The following is a 26632-nucleotide window of genomic DNA, read 5'->3' as shown; positions in this document are numbered from 1 at the left end:
AATCGGGTAATTAATGATGGGGTGTTGACACGAAATACTGCCACAGAACGGATTTCAGTCAATACCTGTTCTAACCTGACGAAACCTTAACAACCTTTCCTGCCGAAAATAATGGCACTATGTGGAAGGCAGTGGAGATCGATGCGTGGATCGCGGGGAGGCAGTCAAGCCTTGAGGATGTCCGGACCACCGTAACAGAGATCATCAGCCGTGTGCAGAACGAGGGGGATGCTGCACTTATTGACCTGGCAAAGAAGCACTGTGTACTGACTGACATCGCGGTGTCGGATGACGAGCGCGAGGATGCCTATGAGCAGGTCGATGCAAAGATTATCGAAAGCCTGATCGAGGCCCATGCACGCATCGAGCGCTTCCACGAACTCCAGAAACCCCGGGATCTCTGGCTGCAGGAGATGGAACCGGGCGTCGTGCTCGGTGTCAAAACCACGCCCTTAAACCGCGTCGGGCTCTATATTCCCGGAGGCCGTGCTGCCTACCCGTCATCTGCTCTCATGTGTGCGGTGCCTGCCCGTGTTGCGGGAGTAAAGGAGATCTGCGCCTGCTCCCCGCCACCGATCAAGCCCCTGACGCTTGTCGCCCTCGACATTGCCGGGGTCACCGAGATCTACAATGCCGGTGGTGCACAGGCCGTTGCCGCAATGGCACTCGGCACTGAATCCATCAGGCCCGTGCAGAAAATTGTCGGGCCCGGCAACGTCTATGTCACCCTGGCAAAGATGATGCTCCGTGAAAAGGTGGAGATTGATTTCCCGGCAGGCCCCAGCGAGATCGGGATCATTGCCGATGCAACTGCGGACCCCCGCATCATTGCTGCCGACATTCTCGCACAGTCCGAGCATGACCCCAATGCTGCCTGTATCCTGATCACCACCGACAAGTCCCTCCCTGCAAAAGTCGGCCGCGAAGTCGAAGCGATGACAAAGGTCGCCCCGCGAAAAGAGATCATCGAACAGGCGCTCAGGAACTCCGGGTATTACGTTGCAAGCACGATGGAAGAGGCAATTTTTGCATCGGATGCCGTTGCTCCGGAACACCTCTCGATACAGGTTGCCGATCCCTTATCCGTTGTGACGAAAGTGAAGAACGCGGGGGCAATATTTATCGGGCGTTACTCGGCAGTTGCCTGCGGGGACTATGCCGTAGGAACCAACCATGTGCTCCCGACCGCAGGGTACGCAAAAACCTACTCCGGTCTCGATGTGAATCACTTCTGCAAGACCGCATCGGTTGAGATCATCGACCGCGACGGACTCGAGGCAATTGGTGATATTGTCGAGACCATTGCCGATGCAGAAGGTCTTCACGCCCATGCTGAATCCGTGCGGGTGCGCAGGGAATCCGGCCGGAAGTGATTGCCAGGGGTTTTCCCTGATCTAATTTAATCTTTTTTCCGCTCTGGACTTTGTCGGAATCCTCTTTTAATGTAATACATTAATTTTCTCCTGTAACCAGGAGTGTGACCCCCTCTCTCCCCCAGAGGGGGAGGCATCCCAAGGGGAGCATCCCCTTGACCCCCTCAAGTTTTCTCATCAACCTTCTGACAGCTATCGCAACATTGGGGGATGCCCGAGCGGCGGGGGCGGAAGCACGATGTGCTGTAGCCCCCAAGAGCGACTCCTTCTTTCCCTCAAGGATTTCAACAGAGCCTGCTCTACCTTAAAATAGCAATCAAACCACCGCGGGGACGCCCCTTTGGGCGGCGGCGTTCATCATAGTTGGGGGTATGAGGGCATCAGCCCCCATCAATAAACCACTTCAACAAAAGTAACTCAAAATATTAACCGACGTTTCCCCTTTCAATCTAATCCCGCCGCATCTGACGATATCCCATTAATACAACTCCGACTATAACCAGTGCAGCAACCGGAATACAGGGTTCGAGCGGAATTTCATTGGGTGAGGATTCTGCCGGGTGGAAAACGATCTCGGTTGCAGCATACTCGTCTTTGACAGAGCGGAGCCGGTCTACCGGGGAACTGACAACATATATCGTATAGGTACCGGGCTTGAGATTGCCAAGGATGACAGAAGTATCCCATGTATAGGACCAGGTTCCATTCTCAAGATGCACCGGTGCCGTAGTGAACAAACCCCGGCCGGCCGGGATGTTGAGGTTGTCCAGGGTCACGCCACGGGGATCGAGATCAGGGCCGGTTACAAAGAGATACGCCGCAATCGTTTTTATTCCGGTCACTGAGCCGCTGAGAATGATCGTATCGCCGACATGCGCCACATTTTCTGAAGTATTGAGGGTGAGTGTCACGGCTCCTGCTGCAGGAATAAGTGCGCACAGCAGGGCTGCGGCAAGGATGAACAGGAGATAGACCCGGCGCATGCCGGTAGGGTGAGCTGTGAAAGGGTAAAACATTGTCTTTTTGACGAGGGGATCAAAACCTGACCACCATCACAGCCTCCTCTTCTTTTTTAAGGTCTCCTTTGAGATGCTCGGCATCAAAATCGTACGCATCACCGGGAGTATAATCCTCGTAGAGTTCGCACTTGTCCAGCACATCGACAAATTCTTTTAAGAATATCCGGGGAATAACATCGATCCGTCCCCCGAAACGCGTGGTGATTTTTTTGATCATAGCGCGGATGAAACGGTGCGAGACCCGCTCACGGTCCGGCTCCGAATACGCCTGTGCATAGACATCCACAACTTTGAGCGCCACCAGTTCGAGTTTTGAGGTATCAAACTTCCCGAGCATAATCTGCGGCTGGCGGGGGTTGCGGTAGGCATCGTTCTGCACGACACTGATGCGATCGTAGAGTGGCGGGACTGAGCGGATGCCACGTGAACCGTCATACATGGCGGGAGTGCCGGTGAAGAGGAAGAAACAGCGCGGCATATCGCCCCGGTCGAGCGCATCGATGATCCGGACGAGCGTGTGGTAGCCCTTCTCCCGCTGGTTGCGCTGGAGTCCCTGCGTGGTCTCCATCTCATCGACAGCGATTGCAATCCCGTTGTAACCTGCCCCGTGGATAATGGAGACAAGCCCCCGCAGGAAGACAAACGCGATGGTGTCATCGATCTCCCCCTTGATCCCTGCCTTCTGCTTGAAATCCCGCCCGATATTCGGTTCGCCGGCAATCCAGCCAAGTGCCGCCTGTGCCAGCTGGAAGTCCCCGGCGTTGTTCGCCCGGTAATAGGTGCGAAGGGCCGCAGCAAGGGCTGTGTTCACCTCGCTGATCCCGCTGAGCGCAGTTTCGATCTCCCGCTCCGTGGCCTCTTCAAGTACAGCGTCTTCAAGGCCTGTCCCGCTCACCGAGAGCAGCCGCTCTTCGATGGCAAAGAGCCAGTTGTCGAGAATAGTCTTGATCGCGTGCTCTTCGCCGCCCGTGCGGAGGTTTGCACAGACCTGCTGGTAGATACCTTTGATCTTATAGAGTGGTGTGGAGGATGAGATGATCACGTGCGAGGTGACAAAACCCTTGGTGCGGGCGATCTCAAGTGCCCGGGCAACCAGAAACGTCTTGCCGCTCCCGTACTCGCCCCGGATAAACTTGAGATCCCCGCCGCTCTGCGCAACGTAATCCAGTTGCCTGCTGATCACGCCCTCTTCAACATCGAGCCCGACGGCGATCCGCTCCAGCCCGCTTGCGGGAACTGTACCCCTGCGTAACGCATTGATGATGTTGATACTCTCGAGCCGGCGCTGGTCCATCCGTTCAGGTTCCGGTATATTCATACGCTTCTCCCTCCTCCCCAACTCCTTTCTTTGCGATCAGTAACAATCCCTGTGCTGTTGCTTTTTCGATCAGGCGGTTGACAATCCCGACTACCCTTCGGGTTCCCAGCACCTTCCTTAAGTCCATCTCATTTGCAGTCCGGTGCAGCCGGATAAACTCAAGGATTTTTGCCTCCTGTTCCGTAAGACCGAGCTGGTCGGTAATCACCTGTGCAGGGGGGCCACCTGCGACCCGTTTTTTTGCCTGCGGCACGTTCATGATCGGGCGATCGGCTACTGACTTCTCCTTACAGGCCCGGATCAGGGTGAGGAAATCCTCAAGGCGGATAGCCCGGCTGTGGGCCGGCATCACGTCCATCCCGCTCAGGCAGTAATACTTGCAGCCCGCATAGTCCTGCTCATCGTGTGCATTGGTGCCGGCAATGAAAAAAGCCATCGCGAGAAGCTCAAGGCCTTCGGAATTCAGGGTCGCCCGACGGGCTTCAAGTTTTACCAGCAACTGGGCCATCAGCCGCTTCAGGCGGTGCATGGTGCCGTGCCTGTCCACAATGACGGCTGCCACCCGGCTTATGTCTGCACTCTTTTTCACATTGGAGAGGATGTAAAGCATCACTTTCTCGCACTCGCGTTCTTCACCATGTGCATCGAGGAATTGTGCATAGACAAGACCCCCAGTGAGAAAATCAGCCCGGTACGCCCGGTAGTACCAGGAGCGGGCTTCTGCGGCATCGCCGATCTCTTCGTATAACCGGGCGGTTTCGAGCAGGCTTGCAACGTTCACATCCTGTGAAACAATCCCAAGGAACCTGCGCTTTGCTTCCTCTGCGGGCACCCCCATCAAGAGGTGCCGGCGGTACCTGCCAATGATAGTACCCAGCAGATCCAGATCGTTTTTCGTTGCCAGTTCATCCCTGATCAACTGCTCGTAGGCAGCAAGGGCATCGTTTCTCCCCTCGCCAGCATTTGCCCGGGCGGCGAGCAGATCGCACACTAAAAGGCGATACACCGGCTGGCGGGAGCGTTCAGCGAGGGCCCGGGCTGTATCGAGCGCTTCTTTGGCACTCCCCTCTGCCTGGAGAAGCAGTGCATAATCAAAAAGGATCTCCCCTTCGGTATCGGACTGGATGTGATCTGCATAGGCCGCAAGGGAAGCCGGTATATCGTAGCAGGAAAGGGCAGAAAGATATTTCCTGAGTACTGCGGGATCCCGGGTCTCTTTGTAGATCCGGTTCGCCAGTTCCGCAGCGGCAGGAAAGTTGCCGGTCTTTACCAGAGCATCAACATATTCATGACCCGGAGCAGTTCCGCCCCCCATCAGGTCATGCATCGAGAGTGCCTCTGCAGCCTCGCCAATCCCCAGGAGCGCCTGCATCAGGTGCCGGACATCTGCCGGTTTCTTACCCAGCTGGACAAGGCGCCTGAATACCGGCAGTGCAGCCCGGTAATCCCGGTGGGCGAGAAGATACTCTGCATAGCTCCGCAGGGCATCCTGGTTGGAGGGGTCAAGGTGGACGGCAGTTGCATACTCCGCAATCGCCCCTTCATCCCCCCGGGCTTCGAGCACTTTTGCCAGGTAACTGTGCACATAGGAAGAGTCCGGCATCTTCTGGGCAAGATCCTTAAAAAAGACTTCCGCATCGTCGAGTTTTCCCATATAGTAGAGGTTCGTTGCGGCGAGCACATCGATCGCGGAATCCTTTCCGGATTCTAAAAGGATGGTGCAGATCTGGCCGGATTCGATATACCGCCCGTCTTCAAAGAGCCGGAACGCTTCTTTCTTCTGCTCTTCACGCGATGATGGGATCATACATTTCCTGGACCAAACCGGATCGCAAACAGCCCCATAAGCATCCGGATCATATCCCGCTTCTGCACCCGCGAATCGCCCTTGTTCTGCCAGACAATAGGGACTTCAGTTACCGTGTAACCAGCCCGCTGCATCCGCCAGAGCAGTTCGACATCAAACTCAAATCCCCTCGAAGTCATCTCGGGAAGAACAGTGTCGACTGCGGCTTTTGTAAAGACCTTTGCCCCGCACTGGGTATCGCTGAAGTTGAGACCAAAGAGCAGCCGGATCAGGAGATTGAAACCCCGGCTCTCCATCCTTCGCAGTATCCCCTGCCGCACGCGAAGGGTTGAGCCCGGCACCCAGCGCGAACCGATTGCACCCTCAAAACGTGAAAGGTGAGAAAAAAGCCGCTGCATCTCAGCAATACTCGTAGAACCGTCCGCATCGAAGTATCCAACGAAGGGTGCCCGGGCAGCTTTGAGTCCTTCGATCACGCCACCTCCCTTGCCCAGCCGGTGATCGAACCCCAGACAGCGGATCGTGAGATCTTTTCTGCCGGCCGCAATCCTGCTGACACACTCCGCAGTCCTGTCAGTCCCGTCACAGACAACGATAAGTTCCCCGTCAAATCCTGCAATATCATCGAAGAGGGACTGGATCCGGTTCTCCTCGTTGTATGCGGGGATGACGAGACTGAACGATATGCCGGGGGGGGTCATGACGGGCTTGCTCCTGTTACCAAAGATGTAAGAGGTAAAGTATCAGACGGGATGGAGTATACGTGCGAACTCTTTTTGTACGGTCAGGATATATTGTACTATAACCGTGAGCAGAGTGTCCCAATAACATTACTGGTGTTTGAGCAGGTGCTGGCCAAGCACCGTTGCCGGACGGTACTTCTCTGCCATATGGAGCGCGGTTTTCTTAAGTTCATGATGTTCGGCAAGGCAACTCTCCGGTGGCGGGGATTTACGAAGAATTGCTGATGTGTTCTCGGTAATCTGGATGAGTTCTGTGGCAATTACCGCATTGAGCCAGATGAGGTCAGCGAGCATCTCTTTTGTTTCAGGGTCCTGCATGGTGAAAAGATGACATTTTCGGAATCTTAAGGATAGGGGTGAAACATAAGGAATCCTGTTCCAGATTCTCATAAAAAAGATTGTCGGCAACGAAACGGACTTATTTATAAAATAATTATCAGCCCAGCATAATTTCCGGTCAAGATGAGGCGATAATTTGCCGTATCTGTTGGATCATGGATAAAAATTCTGCGGCATCCGGCTCCCGTGTGGCAAAAACCACCTCATCACACAGCCAGAGCATACCTTCAATGTTCCTGACATCACGGCCAGAAGTGCGGAGGAGCGACACAATTTCCGTTGTGGTAACTTCGTCCTTGTTCCCGTACTCGTACGACAGGAATACCCTGAGGGCCCGGCCTGCCTGGCTGTACGCATCGGAGTAACGGTGCTGGTTAGATGCCCGCTCGGCATCGTTAAGGAGCTGCTCTGCCTCTTTTCGATGGTCAAAGTACAGCGTCGGTAAGCCGGCCCGGGCATCGGGTGCCGGAAGCACGCGTCGCTTGTATCTCCAGTACACGTACCCTCCGAAGATCGTAAGGATTACTATCGCCAGCATAAGGACGGGGACACGCGGAAAGCCGGCCGGCCCGGTCTCCAGATCCAGAGTCACCTGCACAACACGGTTGTCTTTCGTGGTCGCATTCATGTACGCTTTTTTTCCATCGGATGTGGCATACGTGATATTCGCCATTGCACTGGAGAGCGTGCGGTTGATGGAAGTCTCCTTATGATCATACTCCTGCTCTGCAAGTGTCCGGGCAAAGGACTGGAATGTCATATCGGCGTCCAGTGCAGGGTCAGCGGTGATCGCAGTATTCGCCACCTCGCGCACCGAAGGGACGACCCCGCCCTGCATTGAACCCTGCACGATGACCTGGTCTTCCGCTCCTTTCCGGTACACCATTGAGAACGTACCAGTATCATTACCTGCCGGCTGTGAATCCAATGTCTGACGGGTGAAGCCTTCGGCACCAAGACTGTCGTTCACTGCCATAAACAGCGGATCTGTTCCGAGCCGCCCGTCAAACTCCGATTGTTCCCGCTCCCGCTTCTCCTTCTCGCGCTGTTGCTGCTGTCGGGCAGCTTCCGTATCCATTTGCGGCTGGCCACTCGCAATTGATTGCTGCCCTGTGCTGTCAGATCCCATCTGCTGCCGGGTGCTCACCGTCTGCTCCACCATACTAACAGAACTTGCCGACGGGATCTCTCCGCTCTCCGGCCGGCTGGTGCTTTCCAGAAATACGGTGGAATTTTTCATGAGGCCGGAGTCTGATACAATGTGGACGAAGAACTCCGGCAGGCTCGTATTGACCGGGAACGGGGCCACATGATAGAACGATACATGCACCTTGTAATCCCGGGACACCTGTGAGGGGGCCATCGTGAGGTTTAAGAATGACTGGCCGGTCGGGATCGTCTGGGTGAAGACCCGGTTCTGGGTGCTGATCATCACAACACCGGTCTTCTGGAGTTGCATATCGGTGGAGAAACGGACGGTCCCGGGCATCTCATCCGGATAACTGCTGGTCACCGCAAGCGGGATCTCCACGGGTTGCCCGGTCAGGAAATAATAGTCCTGCTGGCCTGCGGTGAATGTGATATCTGCGGCAAGAGCTGTCGGGACGATGAGACAGAGCAAGAGAAACGCAAACAGGACCTTGCAACTCATTGGATGATCCGCCCCCGCCCATACCGCAGAAAGAGCTCGATGAGGATGAGGATGAGTGCCCCGCCAATAAAGAAGTCCCTGATGCTCGTCTCTTCCGGTTCGCGGACAATCACCTTATTCAGTCCGGTATAAATTTCAGACAATGTCTGTCCATCTACAGATTTGAAGTACCTGCCCCCGGTCTTTTCTGCAACCGACTTCAGGGTTGCCTCGTCGAGCTCGGCATTCTGCGGTTTGCCCAGCCAGTCATACCCGATCACCACCGGTTGTGACGATCCCAGCCCCACAGTGAAGACCTGGATATTGGCGTCCTGTGCAACTGCGACCGCTTCGTCAACGGTAACCATGCCGGTGTTGTTTACGCCATCCGAGAGCAGGATTACCACGCTTTTTTTGTTCGGTATTGATCGGGCCATGTCGATCGCAAGCATGAGGCCGTCGCCGATTGCGGTCTGTCCCGGTTTTGGTGTAATAGACCCGAGTTTCTGCCGGACCCGGTCCTTGTCGGGGCTCAGGTACGCCGCAGTAGTTGCGCCGGACTCGAAGATCACAACGCCGGCATTATCGGACGGCTCGAGGTTTTTGATAAGCGTGTCGGCCGCATTCTTGGCTGCTTCGAGCCGGGTGGGCGGGTAATCGCTGGCCTGCATGCTCCCGGAATCGTCAATGGCAAGGACGACATTGACCCCTTCTTTAGCCTGATCAAGGGGGATGTGGGGGTCTGCAAGACCGATAAACAGCAGGGCAATGGCAGCGAGGACGATTGCAAAGAGCAGGTGAGCACGCCGGGATTTCTGTTTGTCTCCGAGAGCAGATTTTACAAATGCAATGTTGGAAAAGACGAGCGCTTCCCGTTTCTTTTTCTTAAGTACAAAGTGATAGGCTGCGGCCAGGACAGGTATAAGAACAAGTCCCCAGAGCCAGACTGGGTTATAGAATCCTGCCATGGTTCCGCCTCCTCTTCATGCCCCGGAAGAACTGCTGCAACGGGATATCGTAGGGATCTGTTGTCAGGAGTGATACATTGCCGATTCCCGCCCGGGAAAGGCCGGCAGTGAGTGTCCTTTCCGCTTCTTCAACGAGTGCTGAATATCTCGTGCGAAAGCCAGCATCGGACGTGTCCACGAGAACCTGTTCCCCGGTCTCGGAATCCTCAAGTGCCAGGGTTCCGAAATCGGGCAGCTCCTGTTCCCGCACATCTGTAACACGGACTGCGATGACTTCGTGGCGCCTGCGGAGGGCCTTGAGCGCCCCCAGAAAATCCGGCGATACGAAATCCGACAGGATAATCACCGAACTTTTTCGCATAAGGATCGTGCCAAGGAACCTTGCTGCGACTGATAGATCGGTCTTGATCGAGACTGCCTTATAATCGATTAAGGTATTGAGGATCGAGACAAGGTGTTTTTTCCCCCGTTTTGCCGGCAGGAACTTTTCCACCCGGTCCGAGAAAAGGCAGAGGCCGATACGGTCGTTATTCCGCAGTGCTGCAAAGGCAAGGCTCGCGGTCACTTCAAGCATCTTCTTCTGTTTGGAGATCTCTGAACCAAACGTGCCGGATCCTGATATATCTACGACAAAGTAAAAGGTCTGGTCGCGCTCCTCGGTATATTCCTTGATAAACGGGCGGTTGTACCGGGCAGTGACTTTCCAGTCAATGGTGCGGACATCATCTCCGGGCACGTACTCCCGGATCTCGGCAAACTCGACCCCATGGCCTTTGAAGAGTGAGTGGTGGAGCCCCGACTGGAGCCCTTCCACCAGCGCATTGGTGGTGATCTCAATCTTTTTGAGCTGGCGGATCAGGTCGGTTCTGTTTTCCATGTGGTCACCCCCTTATCCGTGCAGCCTGCTCCCGTGGTCATGGCAGTCCTTACGGCACCGTTACTCTCTGGAGAATTCGATCGATGATCGCATCCGGCGTCACACCTTCTGCCTCACCCTCATACGTCAGGATGATTCGGTGCCGGAGCACATCGTGTGCCACCGCTTTGACATCCTCGGGGAGCACAAAACCCCGGCCGGCCAGCAGGGCCCGGGCCTTGGCACCGAGGATCAGGCTGATAGACGCACGCGGGGATGCACCATAGGCAACGTACTTTGCCGTGTCTATGGCATAGGCAGCCGGGTGACGGGTGGCATCCACGAGCTCCGTGACATAGTGCTTGATAGCAGCATCCGCGTAAAGGCTTCTTGTGAATGACTGGATGGCGAGGATCTTTTCTACACTCATCACCTTTTTTGGGGTGATGGTTGTACCTTCAGTGAACCGGTCGAGAATCCTGACCTCGTCTTCTTTATCCGGGTAGGTCATCAGTACCTTGAACATAAACCGGTCGACCTGAGCCTCCGGGAGGGGATAAGTGCCCTCTGATTCGATAGGGTTCTGGGTGGCAAGCACAAAGAACGGGTGAGCAAGCGGGTGTGTCTCACCCTGGATGGTCACCTGCTTCTCCTGCATTGCCTCTAACAGGGCGGACTGCACCTTCGGGGGTGCACGGTTGATCTCATCGGCAAGGACAAAATGTGCAAAGATCGGACCCCGGATAGTAGAGAAGCTGGCATCCTTCTGGTTGAAGATTTTCGTCCCCATGATATCGGCGGGAAGGAGATCCGGCGTGAACTGGAGCCTGACAAAACTGCAATCTATGCACTGCGAGAGTGTGCGGATCATAAGCGTCTTTGCAATGCCCGGCACTCCTTCTAAAAGAACGTGCCCGTCCGCACACAATGCGATGATGAGCCGGTCGATAACGTCTTCCTGCCCGACAACGACGCTCATCATCTCGCCCTGGAGCGCATTTAGTTCCGCAGCAAACATTTTTGCCTGATCGGTCAGTTGGGAAATTTCTGCATTCATCTCTGTCACCATGCACTCGCGATTTTTGCTGGACTTGTGGCATAGTCCCGGTCATCAAATGGGAATTTGCCCGTTGATCCCGCTTGTCCTACCCTCACACTATTGCGATTGATTATGCGGTTGTCCGGTATATGCATTGAACCTGACGGATTGTGTCTGCAGGCCTATATATCCCCGTTGATATTGATTTCACCCGACGGGAGGGAAGTAGATGCTGTTTTTATCATGCTACCATCCTTCCAGACCTCGACAACCAGTGCCTGTTTTGCGGAATTATCCTGTTTTTTAAACGAGACTGATACTGAAGTGCCCGGGTGTTCGATCTCAAACAGCCGCTCTCCCGAATTGTGGATCTCCTGCGTCTCACTCCCGGAAGTGTATGACCCTTCATACCCGCCGCGGTAGCTGACCTTAATAAAGATCCCTTTTACCGGTATTACGACCTGTGTGGGTTCATAGATACTTTCCGGGGCGACACCATAAGTCAGGACCCCCGGCTGCTGGGACGACGCCCTGACAGCGGACACTGGTATTCCCTGCACTGATGATGACTGCACTGGAGATAAACCGGGTGATGGGAGGCTCGTTGTTTCCCCATTGCCGCCCCAAAAATACACGAGCGCAATTACCACCACAATAATCATACCTGCGATTGTTGCGATGGATATCCATGGTTTTTTCCCCATGCTGTTGTTCGATCCTTTTCTTTCTGTTGCCATTTTTTTAACCTCTTATCCTGACACCGGTGAAATGTTCACCAGATGCTTACGTCAGAAGATTTAATTCTTGCATTTAAACGACTTATGAGCAAATTCTCTACATGTTGGGAAAAGACCGTGTGGTTGCGAACAAAATACCCCACGGTAATTCATTAAATGAAACGTGAACTCAGGTACCCGGACTAAAAAAAGAAAAAAATATGCGCCTATCTCAACCCGACAGCACCGATCAAGCGTGTGGCATTTCGTAAATCGCTCATGACAATTTTGTCCTGTGACATGGTATAGAGCGTATCTTCGATATAGAGCGCACGTTTTACTTCATGGTAGGATCCGTTCGTATCCCGGTAATGCACGACCGTCCCTTTCCGGGTGAAACCGTTGTCCGGATCTACGCCAAATACATATGCCCCGCCCCAGATTGAATGACGCCAGCCATTCACAGACGTTGCATCTTCCACGAGATGAACGGGCAGGACAAGGAGATCCTTTTCCCGGTCGAACAGGAAGGCCTTGTGATCCGTGAGTATCTCGGAATCGCTTCCGTATCCGCCCATTTTCTCCTCATCGATCAGTCGCGGATTGTGCACATCGGCAACATCAAAAAGTGCCAGTTTCAGGCCGCCCCATGTCGATTGCTTTCCGACACCGATGAGATGAGTGGCGTCATAAGGGTGCAAGTAACTGGAGTAGCCAGGAATATGCAGTTCACCCAGTACCATCGGACGCGCCGGGTCCGAGAGATCAATGACAAAAAGCGGATCGGTCTCCCGGAATGTCACCAGGTACAACCGGTCTCCCATGAACCGTGCAGCATAGATCCGCTCGCCGGGCGCGAGATTATCCACCGAGCCCATGATGCTCATATGGTTATCCAGGACCGATACCTTGCTGAACCGGGTGTTCCGCGGGCCGCCCCGGTCCTGAACGGTTGTCGCAATCCGCAGGTTTCCTTCGTATTCATCCATTGAGAACTGGTTGAGCAACGTCCCGTCAACCGTTCCGCGTGCTGCAAAGGATATCAGGCCATCGTTCAGCGCAAAGGCATACAGGTCGGTTTTATCCGGGGTGCGGTAATCTCCGGGCGAAGCGATCGCAATATACAAGCGGTCCGGTGACACGTATAGGGTTCCGGCCGATCCGATAAGGAATGTTTTTGCTTTTATCGGATCACCCGCAATGATATCAACAGCCCCGACGGTTGTTAAGGAATACTCCCGGTCTTTTTTATCGAAATAATAGACCGGGGGAACCGATGAACCCCTCCGGCTGTCATAGATCTCCGGAAAGGCCACATCATCGGCATACAGGTCGATGTAATCCGTCGTGACGAAATAGAGCATTGAGCCGATCATGCGGGTGTCCTTATACGCTCCATCCATCTCCATCTCGCGCTGGAGTGCCGGATGGGCCGGATCCTTTATCGAATAGACAAATACCCGTGTCTTCTGGACGGTTGGCATGGTGTTGCCGCAGGCGCCGGGCGGGCAATTCATGAAGGTACGTGGTTTATACTCAGAACTGATCAGAACGAGCCGGTCCCCGTGCAAGTACAATGACTGTGGGGATCCGGAAAACTGTAAGGTCGAGATAATTTCTGCGGTATTAGCAGGATATGCGTGAAGGATATGGACGTGATTGCCGGTAACGACATAGAGGTATGTCCCGTCAGTCTTGATGATATCCGCCTCGTCCACATCCTTTACCTGGACATTGGTGGTGGAATATTCCCGGTTCGTTTCCGGTGCCGGGGCTGTCATTGATACCGGTGCCGGTTGCGAGGATGACGATGCCCGGATGGTCCCGGTCGAACCGGAAAACTCCCCGCTCTGGCTCTTCTGGGTTGGCTTGAAGGAGGAAGAATAGACCTGCACAAGCATCTCGTCATCTGCCGCGAGGTTGGTCCGCCCGGTGATGGTGAACTTCTCACCCACATACCGGTCGCCGATAGGGTTGATGGTGATGAAATATTTCCCGGTGACGGGTATCGGCTGGAGTCCCTGCGCCCGCTGTGAGATCCTTCCCTGCGGCGAATCAAGAACATTGAAGAGGGCGGTGCCGGTCGCTTGTTGCAGGATTGCATCTGCCGTGACGATATACTCATCAGGTTTGAAAGTCGATGTATCGACATCGAACCTCCAGGTGCGGGTCCCGTTTGCCGTGGACCATTCGCGGGTATCCACAGGGCCGGTTACGTCTGTCAGGAGCTGCGGTTCATCATACCCCTCAGTATGTGTTCTGAGAAATGCCCGGGCATCCTCCTGTGACGAGAACTGTAGTGGTTCTTCAGCGCCGGGCATGACTTTTTGCTGTAGAGCGGGTTGGATCGGTAGTTGGCTACTACTGGTTTCCCCCATTTGCAGCGAGAATGCGGTCATCACCAGGTATGCAAGGATGATGCCGGAGATAATGCCTGACAGGATCAGAACGATTGTGTTTTTTGGTACCATACATGATCACCTCCGATCGCGAAACGACCACGACCGGGATTTGTATGGTCAGAAAAATGCCCCGTCTATATAAACGATTTATGAGCAAATGCTCTACATATCGAAAAAAAGACTCGACCGCAGACAAACGATAACACTGATATCATTCATGGGAGCAGCTCTTTATATGAAAGTCCTGTGGATTGCCGTGCTGCTTTGTGCCGGTGCAGTGCTCGTCCTCGCGGTTGCTTCCCCGGGTCCTCTACAGGCCCCTGGCAGGTACTGTGCAACTGCGATTACAGACAATCCTTTGGATCAATCCATGCAAAGCGGGATGACCGGGCTCCTGTCAGCAACAAACCGGACCGGGCACCAGGAACATACCGCATTGTTCTCAAAATACGTGTCTGCTGACACCCCCTATATCATTGTCTCACTCTATAGCGGCGATCTGGCCGATCCGCTTTCATTATCGGTCATTACCCCGGACAAAACCCTTGGCCCTTTTACTGATGGATCGGATGGCAGAATTGACGGGAGGATTGATTTAAAGATTAATAATCCAGTTGGTATGGTGCCGGGACTCTGGAAATTCCAGGTCCATAGTTTCAAGAATATTACCTCTGGCAGTCTCGAAAATCTTTCATGGATTAAGACCAGCACCTAAAGACCACAAGGCTGATGAGTAAACAAAAAAAATAAAACAGTTATGATAAGGAGGGAACTGATTTCTGTTGCGCTGCTCGCTGTTCTGCTCGCAGCACTTGCAGTACCAGTAATCGCTCTCCCACAGGGATATATCGTAGAACCGGCGTTCGGGGCAACCGGGAAAACCACCACAGATGTCATCCCCATTACATTCTGGGATCTCACGTTCCGCGAGATGGTTATTATAGGTGCCCTCGCCCTCTTCCCGGCTTTTGTTTTTCCGGTCGAGATTTTTTTTGCATTAAAATTCCTCTCCTTGTTCGGGTTTAAGAGGATAGCGAGAAACAATATCCTTGCCAGCACGGTACGAAATACGTTGTACACCCTCATCCGGTCCCGGCCGGGTATCAGTTTCGTTGAGTTATCCCAAGAGATGGGGATCTCCCGCGGTGCGCTCACCTATCACTTGACCCTCATGAGAATTTCTAAAAAAATTATTCTTCTCAAGAACCATGGGGCTCTCAGTTATTTTGAGAATTCCGGCAAATATGGCAATGGTGAACAGAAAGTGATGAAATACCTGCGTCAGGATACAGATAATAAGATCCTCCTCTCTCTTGCCCGGAATCCTCTGATGTCCCGCACGGACTTTGAAAAGATTCTCGGCGTGTCGGGTCCAACCGTTTCCTGGCACATGAAACGGCTTATCGATGACGGTATCTTAAACGTACGAAAGGACGGGCGTTTTTCCCGATATGCCCTCTCGGAAGCAACATGGTCATCCCTGCTAAAATATTGTGAGGATGTTTCTGGTTTGCCAGGACAGTCATCAGGTGCAGTCATTACGGTCCGCTATTCTGCCATGGCCGGAACCGCAGAACTCTAACCGGTGTTTTCTGGATTTTTTAAGGCAGCATATTCTGTAGTATTAGGCTTTACCGGGCCATTTTTAGATGGCGGAATGATTTTTTTTAGCGTGCTGTTTCCCCTACATCCAAAAATCCATCTATTGCCGGGGGATTCTGTTACGAGCATAAGCTGACGAATTCCTGCCGCACGCTCTGCCACACACACCGTTGTGGCACCCAGATCCCCCGGGGACATGGCATATACCATGCCTGCCCGGTCTCATCACTCGTCAGGGAAGCCGGGCAGGTCAGATCGCCAGTAGAACTACATGTTGAAAAAGCAGGGGACATCTGTGAAGTGAGATACAGGTAGGTTCCGGCCCGATCCTGCTCGTGCTTCACGATATAGTTGTGGATTCCCGTGTACGTGTAGTAGTTCTCCATGAGTGTCCTGTATCGGGAGGGACTATCCTGTGAGGTCTTTTCAAGATGCACCCTGAGTAATGCGATCCGTGCATCAACGGCTTTCTTCTGGAGTAAGATATATTCTGTTTTTTCCGCACTGGTGAACATTTTGGATCCTGAACCCACCCGGATCACCAGCGGAAGACTGGTTATAGGCGTCTTTCCCGGAACTTGGCCGGAAGGGACATATTTTACGGACTGGTTCAGTCCCCGTGGCACATCACCCATGAATGAAACGCCCGTAGTCTCGACATAAATGTACCCGGTGTCCCTGTACTGCATACGTTCACCACTTACACCGATCGCCATGTGGTGTTCCGGGATAAAGAGAAGGAGTGAGACGTTGTAACTTTCCCGTGAGAGGAGGCCGGCAAGTAAGACACTCTTATCATCGCAATCACCGGTCCCCTCAACAATGGTTTCGACCGGGAAACGAGAGGGATTATCGGGGTGTGCAGCAGATTCATTGTCGTAAGGAAGGCTCTGCACAAATACCGTGAGTAGTTCAAGATATTCGTCATCGGAATACTGCTGTTCCGTCCTGATGCTACGGAAACTTTGGATGAGGTCAGCATAGAGCGAGTCCTGGTGCGGATCGTCAACAAACGCCCGGTAGTAATCGGAAGCCATGGTTTCCGGTGCGGTTTCTTGTGATATTATTGCGAATTTATCCCCGTTTTTTGCCCCGTAATAGACGGCATTGCTTACATTGGTCGTGATGGTGATGTTCGACTTTTGGAAGGAGAAGGTGTACTGGCGGGAAATATTCCCCGGTGTACGGTTATAGGAAATAAACGGTAACGTGGCAGTATCCGTTATCCCGGCCTGGTTCGCAGGTATTGGTCCGTGCCCCGGTTCATTGTCGTCATTATCTGCCGGCTCTGTTGGAAGAACCGGTGTCCCCGCCGGATTGTCAGGTATCTGGAAAGCGGGTATCATGAGGGGAATACCTGTCGGTCCCTGATGACCATCACTATCCACAATGATAGCAGCAGTTGGCGGGATGAGCAGGATCGCCGCAATAAGAAAAAAGATTACAGTTCTGTAATAGAGCTTCTTACCTATCCGCTGCAATATTCCCCCGGTAAGTGATTCCGGGTCCGGGATGCCGATAGGAAAGCAGATACCGGGTTTTTTTTGTAGGGAGACTGCTGCTGCCTGGATACGCGGACTCATTTTTCCTGCCGGATTATTATCAGGTTATTGGGGATAGTGGGGAAAATGTTTTGGGATTTGTATTGCGGGAAATTCCTGACCTGAAGTGTCCACGGTGGTATGTGGGGATAAGGATTTTTTCTTACTCGTTTTCGATTGAATTTTCATGTGCCTAATTATCTGAAAAAAAAGTCAATGGGACGTTTAAAAATAAAGCAGTCTCATCTTTGCTTTTGAAACGTTTTGCCAATCGCGCTGTTCATAGGAATGGATCATTTTAATCGTTCAATAATCTGATAATCCTAAAGAGACTCATGTCCTATATAGAAAATATCCGGAAGCATGGCAGCAATGCCAACCCGTTCTTTTGTTTAATGGGGATTGATATCGTCAGTTATGAACCCGGAACGGCAGTGCTCAGGATGCAGATCCGGCCGGATATGCTCAACGGTGTCGGCTGGCTGCAGGGAGGAATGCTCGTTGCACTCGCGGATGAGGCGATTGCCCTTGCCCTCTACACCCAGCTAAAGGAGCACGAGGGTATTGCGACCATCTCCGAATCCACCAGTTTTGTCAAAGGTGTCCGGGAGGGTTTCATCGTTGCCGAGGCAAAGGTGATCAAGAAAGGAAGACGGGTTGCGTTTGCTGAAGCTGAGGTCTTTTTAGAAAGCGATGAAAAGACGATGCTTTCCCGTACTTCGTCAGCATTTGCCGTGACGGTAAAGGAATATAAAAAATGCTCTGTACAAATCATTGAGAAAACTCTGACGTTCCCGGGGGCTTCGCCCCCGCCACTGAGGCACCCCCCATTGCGATGACAACGTATTACCTGTAACCTTACTCGGGCTATCACACTGCGCCCGTCCCCCAACGGGGGACTGGTAGCGCAAGAGGGGGGCAATATATTACGTGAAAAACGATTTTCTACAATGCAAAAAATTATTTCTTCTTACCCGGGGACTTCTTCTCTTTAAGTTTCTCTTCAGGCTTTTTGCATTTAATATACCAGACCGCGCCACCAGCGACAATGATCACAAGGATAACAATCACTATCATGGATGCCGGTATTGTCGATGCAGCGGCCTGTTGTGCAGCGGCGAGACCCGCTGTTGCATCACGGTTGCCGGGATCAGATTCAAGGGCAATTTTATACGTATCAATAGCCCCGGAGTAGTCTCCCATCTTTGAGAGGGTGTCTCCCTTGTTGATCAGGGCAATCGTATAATTCTTCTCAAACAAGATGGCATTGTTATACGCTGCGAGAGCTTCAGGGTATTTTCCAAGGATATAGTTCGCATAGCCCTTATTGTTCCAGAGCATGTTGTCCTTGGGATAGAGTGCCAGTCCCTGGTCGAGAGTCTGGAGGGCCTCGTTGTATTTCTTGAGCTGTATCTGTGCGTAGGCTTTATCCCGGTACGTGTACAGCAGGCCATTGGATATTCCCATCAAGGTCGTATTGGAGGCAAGTGCCTGGTCAAAGAGGGCAATCGTACTCTCATAGTCATTCGTATCGAGGAGCAGTTCACCCCGGTTATAAAAGGTAGTTGCCTCATCTTTGGGGGCTTCATCCGCTGCCAGTACCGGCGGGACGAAGCAGGCAATGCATGCGATAATTGCCAGAATATGAATAATCTGCCTGAATTTCATATCATCTCAGTGAGATGTTTTCACAAATTAATCTTGCTTTTAAAAGAGCGTCACCACAGGTTCATAGCAATGGCTTTGCCGGGCCGGTGCAGACAGGCAAGAGGGAAATTTCCGGGTTTTCTGCCGTTACTTAAACGAAGATAACACTATTAGGGATTGTGAGCCAAATATAATGCAACTGGGGAGATTCTCGTGAAGTACATCATAATTACCGGCGGTGTGATGAGCGGCCTGGGAAAAGGGATCACGGCTGCATCGGTCGGACGTATCTTAAAGAACCGCGGCTATCAGGTGACAGCAGTCAAGATCGACCCCTACCTGAATATTGATGCGGGAACGATGAACCCGGCCCAGCACGGTGAAGTTTTTGTGCTCAAGGATGGGAGTGAAGTCGATCTCGATCTCGGCAACTACGAGAGGTTCCTTGATATCGAGCTGACGGCAGCCCACAATATCACGACCGGCAAGGTATACCGCACGGTCATCGATAAGGAACGCCGGGGCGATTTCCTCGGAGAGACCGTGCAGATTATTCCTCATATCACTGACCAGATCAAGACCTGTATCCGCCAGGCCGCAGAAGGGGAATTTCCCGACGGTACCAAGGCGGACATATGTCTCGTGGAAGTCGGGGGAACAGTTGGTGATATCGAGAGCATGCCGTTTTTAGAAGCGGTCCGCCAGATGCACGGTGAACTCCCCGAGCATGATATTGTGCTCATCCATGTCACCCTCATCCCTGAAGATACGATGGGGGACATGAAGACCAAACCCACCCAGCACTCGGTAAAAGCCCTGCGGGAGCTCGGGCTTCATGCTGACATCATTGTCGGCAGGAGCGAGAACCCGATTGGGGCCGGGACAAAACGCAAGATCTCAGCATTCTGCGACCTCCCCCAGACGGCCGTCATATCTGCTGCCACGGCTCCTGACACGTATGCTGTACCGATGGAGATGGAAAAGGAAGGCATTGCTGATGTGCTCTCTGCCCATCTCGGCCTGGATAAAAAAGAGCCCGACACCGCTTGGTACCGGCTGGTGAACAAGGAGTACACCAACCGGGTGACCGTTGCTATCGTCAGTAAGTACGGCATTGAGGATGTCTATATCAGTATCAAGGAATCGCTCAAGCATGCGGGACGGGCACTCTCGACGGAAGTAAAGATTGTCTGGCTGGATGCGGAACGCTACGAACGGAGCCAGCTCAAGGACTATGACGGCATCCTGATTCCCGGAGGATTCGGCAAACGCGGTATTGAAGGCAAGATCGAAGCGATCAAATTTGCCCGCGAGAACAATGTGCCATTCCTCGGCCTCTGCTTAGGGTTCCAGCTGGCAACCGTTGAGTACGCCCGACACAAGGCAGGGTTTGCCGATGCCACGAGTGAGGAGTTCGGAGAGGGCACCCACGTGATCGGGCTTTTACCGGAACAGGAAGGGATCAACGAACTCGGCGGGACAATGCGGCTTGGCAATTATACCGCTGATATCCGTGATGGCACGCTGGCGTTAAAACTCTACAAGGAGAAACAGATCACCGAACGCCACCGGCACCGGTACGAAGTGAACCCGAAGTATATCGGGGACCTGGAGAAGGCAGGGCTCGTCTTTTCCGCAACCAACAAGAACCGGATGGAGTGTCTCGAACTCCCAGGTCACCCGTTCTTCTTTGCCACGCAGTTTCACCCGGAGTTCCGTTCCCGGCCAACCCGCCCGTCTCCCCCGTATCTTGGGTTTGTTGAAGCATGCAGGGCGAACAAGAGGACAATATAGGAGATAAAGATGGTCAATACAGAGAAATTTATTACAAAATCCATTGCAGAGATCAAAACCGCAGCAGGTGACGACAAGGTGGTCATGGCCCTTTCAGGTGGCGTGGACAGTTCGGTCTGTGCGGCTCTTGCAGCCCGTGCAATCGGTGAAAATCTCATCCCGATCTACATCGATACCGGCCTGATGCGGAAGGGCGAGACCGAACGGATCCGCACGCTCTTTGGCAATATCCACCTCCAGATTGTGGATGCCGAAGACGAGTTCCTCGCATGCTTAAAGGGCATCACCGAACCCGAAGCCAAGCGCAAGGCTATCGGCGAGCGGTTCATCCGGGTCTTTGAGCGTGAAGCAAAGAAGGTCGGAGCCAGATGCCTGTTGCAGGGTACCATCTACCCTGACCGCATTGAGAGCGAGGGTGGGATCAAGAGCCACCACAATGTCGGGGGTATGCCGCTGCATATGGAGTTTGTGAAAGTGATCGAGCCGATCCGCGACCTCTACAAGGATGAAGTGCGGGACGTGGCCGGAGCCCTTGGTCTCCCTAAGGAGATCCAGCACCGGATGCCGTTTCCCGGCCCGGGGCTTGCGGTTCGTATCATTGGTGAAATTACCAAAGATAAAGTCGACATTATCCGCGAGGCAAACTGGATCGTTGAAGACGAACTGGTCGAGAAGTACCGGCCCTGGCAGTGCTTTGCCGCACTGCTCGGCCTTGGCACCGGCGTCAAAGGCGACAACCGGATTCACGGGTGGATCGTTGCCATACGAGCGGTAAACTCCCGTGACGGGATGACAGCAGATCCGCTCGATATCCCGTTTGAACACCTGGTAAAAATTGGTTCAAGAATTACCGCTGACATTCCCCGCGTTGCCAGGGTGGTCTACGATATCACGGCTAAACCCCCGGCAACCATTGAATATGAATAACGTGGGAACATAAGCAAACAAAAAAGAATACGGTGATGGAAATGGAAACAACAAGCCAGTTCAAAGCACTCGATGAACGCTACGTTATGCCGGCGTTCTCGCGGGATATGGCGATTGTAAAAGGCGAGGGATCAATTGTCTGGGATGCGGAAGGGAAACAGTATATTGACTGTGTCGCAGGCATCGCGGTCTGCAGTACCGGTCACTGCCACCCGGCCGTAGTAAAAGCGATCTGCGACCAGGCACACCAGCTGATCCACTGCTCCAACCTCTATTACGTGCCCCACCAGGGGGATCTTGCAAAGAAACTCGTAGAGATTACCGGCCTGCACAAGGCCTTTTTCTCCAACTCGGGTGCAGAAGCAACGGACGGGGCACTCAAACTGGCCCGGGTCCGGACCGGCAGGAAAAAATTTGTTGCCTTCACCCACGGCTTCCACGGCCGTACCGTAGGTTCCCTCGCCGTCACCCACAAGCCGGCGATCCGTGAGCCGTTCGAGCCGCTCGGCATGGTCAAGACCTTTGTCGAATACGGCGATCTTGATGCGCTGAAAAAAGTCGTGGATAACGATACAGCAGGGATCATCTTCGAACCGATCCAGGGAGAGGCAGGAGTCATTATACCACCAGACAGTTTCATCAAAGGCATCCGCGAGATCTGCGATGATACCGGCGCACTCATGATCGCTGATGAGGTCCAGACCGGTATGGGACGTACCGGCACATGGCTGGCCATGCAGCACACGAAGGTGATGCCGGATATTGTCACCCTTGCAAAGGGGATCGCCAGCGGGTTTCCAATGGGCGCACTGGTTGCCCGTGAAGACCTGGAGTTCAAAAAGAGCGAGCACGGGAGCACGTTTGCCGGGGGCCCGCTTGCCTGTGCAGCAGCGCTTGCCACGATTGGCGTCATAGAAAAGATCCTTCCCGATGTGGCCCGGAAAGGCGAACGGTTCGGCAGGGGTCTTGCCGCGTTAAACCCCCGTGTCCGCGGGCTGATGATCGGCATGACTATCGGGGACAAATGCCCGGATGTCCAGAAGAAATGCGCCAGCCAGGGTGTACTGGTCAACTGCGCTGCGGATGGGAACCTGCGGTTAGTCCCGCCGCTCGTAATTACGGATGCCGAGATCGACCGCGTGGTCGGAGTGATCAATGGAGCGCTTGGTTAGATCCTGCTATAAAAAAAAGAGCGGCTATGTCTTTGCCAAAAAAGCGGAGGATATCGCCCGCGAGTACGGTATCCGTAAGATAGCCCGGCTTGCCAGCAATGAAAACCCCGAGCCCCTTTCTCCTGCTGCGTTAGCTGCAGCAGAAGAAGTACTCAAAACCGTGAACCGGTATCCGGATGAGCGGGTCAATGTCCTGATGAATGCCCTGCGGGCATATTATGGCGATTATCACTTTGTGACGGGCGTTGGGATGGACGGTGTGATCGAGACTATCATCCGCACCCTTGTCGAGCCCGGGGAGACCGTAGCAATCTCCACGCCTACCTTCTCGTTCTATGCACTGGCGGCGATGGGCCAGGGTGCTGAAGTAATCACCGTACCACGGGAAGCAGATTTCTCGGTTGATTGCGGAAAACTGATTGAGGCAGCCAAAGAGGCAAAGATTACCTTTGTCTGTTCTCCCAACAACCCTACCGGGAATGCAATGCCGGTTGACACCGTTGCTGCGATTCTCGAAGGAATTGAAGGCGTCCTCTTTCTTGACAATGCCTATGTCGAGTTTGCCGGTATCGACTATCTCCCTCTCATGAAGAAACACGAGAACCTTGTATTGGGAAGAACTTTTTCCAAGGTTTACTCCCTTGCCGGCCTGCGGATCGGGTATGCATTCACCCCGCGATGGCTGCCGCCGTGGTACCAGCGGGCAGGGACGCCGTTCACCGTCAATTCGGTCTCCGCAGCAGCGGCAGCAGCGGCACTGCCGGACAAGGAGCGTGCAGAACGCTATATCGATCAGGTGAAGCGATGGCGCACACGGTTTGCCGATGAGGTGAAGTACCCGGTGCTCCCCTCGGATGCGAACTTTGTGATGATCGATGTCGCCCCGCACAAGAGCGATGCAGTTGTTGAAAACCTTGCCCGCAAAGGCGTTGTGGTCCGCTCGTGCAGGAGTTTTGCCGGTCTGCCTGACCATTACATCCGCGTGAGCGTCGGTGAGGACTGGGAGAACGAGTTGTTCATTGAGGAGATAAACAAACTATGATGTGCGGTATCACCGGCACTCCGGGCACCGGCAAATCGCTGATAGGCGAGGAGCTTACCCGGCGGGGGCACAAGGTCGTGCATCTTACCGATACCATACGCCCCTATATCACCGGTGACGATGAGCAGCGCGACACCGAGATCTTCGATGATGAGCGCTGGGCAGCGGAGTTTGTCCCGGTACACGGGTTTGTGGAAGGACACTTTGCCCACCTGCTTCCCTGCGATCGCATTATTGTGCTCCGGTGCCGCCCGGACGAACTGAAAAAACGGCTGGAACAGCGTAAATATCCTGCCGGCAAGATCCAGGAAAATGCGGATGCAGAAGCTCTCGATGACTGCCTGATCGAGACGGTGGACCTGCACGATGCCGCACATATCTTTGAACTGGACACCACGGGTCACGACCCGGTGTACTGTGCTGACCAGATCGAAGGGTTTGTTGCAGGAAAGCTTCCGGCCCAGTTCGGTCTGATCGACTGGTCCGGCTTTTTAGAGGTGCATTAAATGACGCTCGACCAGTACCGTTCCCATGTGAAAGTCTATTTCGATCCGCTGGTTGCGATTGCAATCCGGTGCCGGCTGACGCCGAACTTCTTTACGATCGCTGCCCTGATCGCATCTGCTGCAGCCGGCATCCTGTTTTACCTGCGGCTCGAACTCTGGGGCGTTGCAGCAGTCGCCCTCAATGCATTCTGTGACTCGATGGACGGAGCGGTTGCCCGCGAGATGAAGTGCCAGAGCAAACGGGGTGACTTCCTCGATCATGCGGTGGACCGGTACGCGGATATCTTCATTATCACCGGTATCTTTGCCGGGGGGATGGTGCCGTGGCAGATCGGCGTACTGGCACTCACCGGGGTGCTGATGTCCTCCTATCTCGGCACACAGGCGCAGGCGGTGGGTGTCGGGCGCTATTATGGCGGACTGCTGGGCAGGGCAGACCGGCTCGTCCTGATCATGGTTGTCGGCCTCATCGACCTCATCGCCCCTATAAGTCTCTATGGGCTCGGCTGGTTCGGCTGGCTGCTGTTACTCTTTGGTATCTTCGGGCATATCACCGCGTTCCAGCGGTTTGCGTACGTGTGGGCAAAGGTAGAGTGAGCTCCCCTGCAGGGGGATGCACCTGAAAGGGTAGTATTCCCACCTTTGTTTTTATTCAGAAGAAAAGAGCGAACATTTTCGCAGTCACCGTCGGTTTTATCAGGAGTACAACAGATTTTTAGTATGGACAAAAAAATACTCATGCTCCTTTTCCTCTGTATTGCTGCGGCTCTCCTTGCAGGCTGCACATCACAAACTCCACCCCCTGCAGCTCCAGTGATAACTACCCTGCCTCCAGCGGTGACAACCGTTCCTATTGATTCACAGACCTGCACGACCGATGCGGACTGTGTACCTGCCCCGTGCTGTCATCCGACCGGCTGTGTCAAACAGGCTGCAAAACCCGTGTGCGATAATGTGATGTGCACCATGAGCTGCGAAGGACCGCTGGACTGCGGCGCCGGCAGCTGTGGGTGCACGAACGGACGCTGTTCGGTTGTGCCGGCACAGCCCCCAACCTTATCGGTAGTAACAAAAACATCGGTAACCCTGACCGCAAGCCCGCAGTGGTACTCACCCATTATGTCTTCAACACCCGGGATTGGGATTACCGTTGATGGGAACGGTTTTGATGCTGCACGATCCCAATTTGTATGGAATGCAACGTATGGGAAATTCTTGTCGTGGGGCGCAGTAAATTATACAGTAAATGAGGTTGGAAACCCGGTTACCAATCATGGAGAGAAATTATACTGGTCATTTACCGAACAACCAGCATCTATCCTTGAACCGGTTATCATCACCGTAACTGCAACAGATTCCAAAACCGGTCGGATGCTGGGAAGCTCGAATGTGGTCCTGTTGTGGGACGGGAACAACGCGGTCAGGTTGAGGGATACAAAGTAGGGTTTTTCCCTGCACATTTTTTCATTGGAAAAAAAGACAATTTTAAAAAAAAAAATGTGTCCATTTGAAAAACTCTTGTTTGTTGTTCGTTTGTTTTCTCTCGGCAGCCAGGAGGGTGACCCCTTCTCTCCCCCAGAGGGTGAGGCAGCCCAAGGGGAGTATCCCCTTGACCCCCAATCTTCGAGTTTTCTCATCAACCTTCTGACGGCTATCGCAACATTGGGGGATGCCCGAGCGGCGGGGGCGGAAGCACGATGTGCTGTAGCCCCCAAGAGCGATTCTTTGGTGCCCCACAAGAATTTCAACAGAGCCTGATTTTCAAAAGATCCGCAATTTTTAAAAAGTGTAAAAAATTAGAAGCAGGGAAAGGATTTGATATTTAGTCGATGAGTATGGTCACAATTGATTGCGCTGATGACATGCATGCTACTAAAATGAATACCATATTGTCTGAAGCAGCGGTCACAATTTGAGAGATGCATAGTATTTTCCGATCGGTAAGACGGTTTTCCGCTGAAACACACCACACGATGGATACACATAAAACCGATGCAGGTCAATCTGTTTTATCATCTGGAGATGAAGTCCACCATCAAACGTCCGTTCTGGGATGATGACTTCTGTTTTACCGGCACCGGTATGCGCACGAAACCGTGCAATCCCGAAAATGGCATGCTACTGCCACCAATGGATTATCCGTAGTAATCCGTTATGGCTGACCGGTAATCATGCAGGAATGATCACCGGA

General features: G+C 53.4%; 24 protein-coding genes and 1 riboswitch. Of the genes, 11 read left to right on the top strand and 13 right to left on the bottom strand.

Translation table 11 applies throughout. The annotated features are described in order from the left end of the window. Positions 1-119 precede the first annotated feature (119 nt). Positions 120-1373, top strand: a complete 1254-nt coding sequence (gene hisD, locus WC593_10665) for a histidinol dehydrogenase (protein MFA4825604.1) — start codon at positions 120-122, stop codon at positions 1371-1373. 449 nt (positions 1374-1822) lie between these two features. On the opposite strand, the gene WC593_10660 is transcribed toward hisD, so the two are convergent. The 11 genes from WC593_10660 to WC593_10610 all read right to left on the bottom strand — a co-directional run bounded on the left by WC593_10660 (position 1823) and on the right by WC593_10610 (position 14279). After that, positions 1823-2356 (bottom strand): hypothetical protein, encoded by a 534-nt coding sequence (locus tag WC593_10660; GenBank protein MFA4825603.1) that lies wholly within the window; start codon positions 2354-2356, stop codon positions 1823-1825. Positions 2357-2408: 52 nt separating this feature from the next. Next, positions 2409-3710, bottom strand: coding sequence for a BREX system ATP-binding protein BrxD (gene brxD / locus WC593_10655; GenBank protein MFA4825602.1), 1302 nt, complete (start codon positions 3708-3710; stop codon positions 2409-2411). Then, the gene (locus WC593_10650; protein MFA4825601.1) at positions 3691-5517 is read right to left on the bottom strand and encodes a hypothetical protein; all 1827 of its coding nucleotides are present in this window, start codon (positions 5515-5517) and stop codon (positions 3691-3693) included. The genes brxD and WC593_10650 overlap by 20 nt, the downstream gene beginning before the upstream one ends. Further along, positions 5514-6218, bottom strand: coding sequence for a dolichyl-phosphate beta-glucosyltransferase (locus tag WC593_10645; protein MFA4825600.1), 705 nt, complete (start codon positions 6216-6218; stop codon positions 5514-5516). Before WC593_10645 ends, WC593_10650 begins: the two co-directional genes overlap by 4 nt. Before the next feature lie 129 nt (positions 6219-6347). Next, on the bottom strand, positions 6348-6578 hold the full coding sequence (locus WC593_10640; protein ID MFA4825599.1) for a hypothetical protein: 231 nt from the start codon (positions 6576-6578) through the stop codon (positions 6348-6350). Between the two features lie 139 nt (positions 6579-6717). Beyond that, on the bottom strand, positions 6718-8250 hold the full coding sequence (locus tag WC593_10635; protein ID MFA4825598.1) for a hypothetical protein: 1533 nt from the start codon (positions 8248-8250) through the stop codon (positions 6718-6720). Beyond that, a complete protein-coding gene (locus WC593_10630; protein MFA4825597.1) occupies positions 8247-9197 on the bottom strand; it encodes a VWA domain-containing protein in 951 nt (316 codons plus the stop codon). Before WC593_10630 ends, WC593_10635 begins: the two co-directional genes overlap by 4 nt. Then, on the bottom strand, positions 9181-10074 hold the full coding sequence (locus WC593_10625; protein ID MFA4825596.1) for a DUF58 domain-containing protein: 894 nt from the start codon (positions 10072-10074) through the stop codon (positions 9181-9183). Before WC593_10625 ends, WC593_10630 begins: the two co-directional genes overlap by 17 nt. A gap of 49 nt (positions 10075-10123) precedes the next feature. Beyond that, positions 10124-11110 (bottom strand): MoxR family ATPase, encoded by a 987-nt coding sequence (locus WC593_10620; GenBank protein MFA4825595.1) that lies wholly within the window; start codon positions 11108-11110, stop codon positions 10124-10126. A 164-nt stretch (positions 11111-11274) separates the two neighbouring features. Next, entirely contained in the window at positions 11275-11829 is a 555-nt protein-coding gene (locus tag WC593_10615; protein ID MFA4825594.1) for a hypothetical protein, read from the bottom strand. Between the two features lie 206 nt (positions 11830-12035). Then, positions 12036-14279, bottom strand: a complete 2244-nt coding sequence (locus WC593_10610) for a beta-propeller domain-containing protein (GenBank protein ID MFA4825593.1) — start codon at positions 14277-14279, stop codon at positions 12036-12038. A 166-nt stretch (positions 14280-14445) separates the two neighbouring features. On the opposite strand from WC593_10610, the gene WC593_10605 reads away from it, so the two are divergent. Both WC593_10605 and WC593_10600 read left to right on the top strand, forming a co-directional pair. Then, positions 14446-14925, top strand: coding sequence for a hypothetical protein (locus WC593_10605; GenBank protein ID MFA4825592.1), 480 nt, complete (start codon positions 14446-14448; stop codon positions 14923-14925). 42 nt (positions 14926-14967) lie between these two features. Beyond that, on the top strand, positions 14968-15792 hold the full coding sequence (locus WC593_10600; protein ID MFA4825591.1) for a winged helix-turn-helix transcriptional regulator: 825 nt from the start codon (positions 14968-14970) through the stop codon (positions 15790-15792). A gap of 139 nt (positions 15793-15931) precedes the next feature. On the opposite strand, the gene WC593_10595 is transcribed toward WC593_10600, so the two are convergent. Then, positions 15932-17395, bottom strand: a complete 1464-nt coding sequence (locus WC593_10595) for a hypothetical protein (protein ID MFA4825590.1) — start codon at positions 17393-17395, stop codon at positions 15932-15934. A gap of 293 nt (positions 17396-17688) precedes the next feature. Between WC593_10595 and WC593_10590 the strand changes: the two genes are divergently transcribed. After that, entirely contained in the window at positions 17689-18192 is a 504-nt protein-coding gene (locus tag WC593_10590) for a PaaI family thioesterase (GenBank protein ID MFA4825589.1), read from the top strand. A 121-nt stretch (positions 18193-18313) separates the two neighbouring features. Here WC593_10590 and WC593_10585 read toward each other — a convergent pair whose 3' ends face one another. After that, positions 18314-19021: a tetratricopeptide repeat protein gene (locus tag WC593_10585; GenBank protein MFA4825588.1), complete on the bottom strand. Its 708-nt coding sequence runs from the start codon at positions 19019-19021 to the stop codon at positions 18314-18316. Positions 19022-19213: 192 nt separating this feature from the next. On the opposite strand from WC593_10585, the gene WC593_10580 reads away from it, so the two are divergent. From WC593_10580 to WC593_10550, 7 genes are all read left to right on the top strand, one after another. Further along, complete coding sequence (locus WC593_10580) at positions 19214-20794, top strand: CTP synthase (GenBank protein MFA4825587.1); 1581 nt, start codon at positions 19214-19216, stop codon at positions 20792-20794. 9 nt (positions 20795-20803) lie between these two features. Next, positions 20804-21721 carry a glutamine-hydrolyzing GMP synthase gene (gene guaA, locus WC593_10575; GenBank protein ID MFA4825586.1) on the top strand — a complete coding sequence of 306 codons (918 nt, stop codon included), beginning with the start codon at positions 20804-20806 and terminating at the stop codon, positions 21719-21721. Between the two features lie 35 nt (positions 21722-21756). Then, positions 21757-22893 (top strand): acetylornithine/succinylornithine family transaminase, encoded by a 1137-nt coding sequence (locus WC593_10570; GenBank protein MFA4825585.1) that lies wholly within the window; start codon positions 21757-21759, stop codon positions 22891-22893. Next, positions 22877-23935 (top strand): histidinol-phosphate transaminase, encoded by a 1059-nt coding sequence (hisC, locus tag WC593_10565; protein MFA4825584.1) that lies wholly within the window; start codon positions 22877-22879, stop codon positions 23933-23935. The genes WC593_10570 and hisC overlap by 17 nt, the downstream gene beginning before the upstream one ends. Next, a complete protein-coding gene (locus WC593_10560) occupies positions 23932-24441 on the top strand; it encodes an adenylate kinase family protein (protein ID MFA4825583.1) in 510 nt (169 codons plus the stop codon). Before hisC ends, WC593_10560 begins: the two co-directional genes overlap by 4 nt. Next, the gene (locus tag WC593_10555) at positions 24442-25038 is read left to right on the top strand and encodes a CDP-alcohol phosphatidyltransferase family protein (protein MFA4825582.1); all 597 of its coding nucleotides are present in this window, start codon (positions 24442-24444) and stop codon (positions 25036-25038) included. It abuts the gene before it with no gap. 123 nt (positions 25039-25161) lie between these two features. Continuing rightward, the gene (locus tag WC593_10550) at positions 25162-25884 is read left to right on the top strand and encodes a hypothetical protein (GenBank protein MFA4825581.1); all 723 of its coding nucleotides are present in this window, start codon (positions 25162-25164) and stop codon (positions 25882-25884) included. Positions 25885-26450: 566 nt separating this feature from the next. Next, a riboswitch (Fluoride riboswitch) is annotated at positions 26451-26514 on the top strand. The last annotated feature ends 118 nt before the right edge of the window (positions 26515-26632 follow it).

Origin of the sequence: Methanoregula sp., assembly GCA_041645435.1 — an archaeon.
Classification (GTDB): Archaea; Halobacteriota; Methanomicrobia; order Methanomicrobiales; family Methanospirillaceae; genus Methanoregula.
The sequence above is the reverse complement of the archived record's forward strand: the minus strand, read 5'-3'. Positions and strand labels throughout refer to the sequence as shown.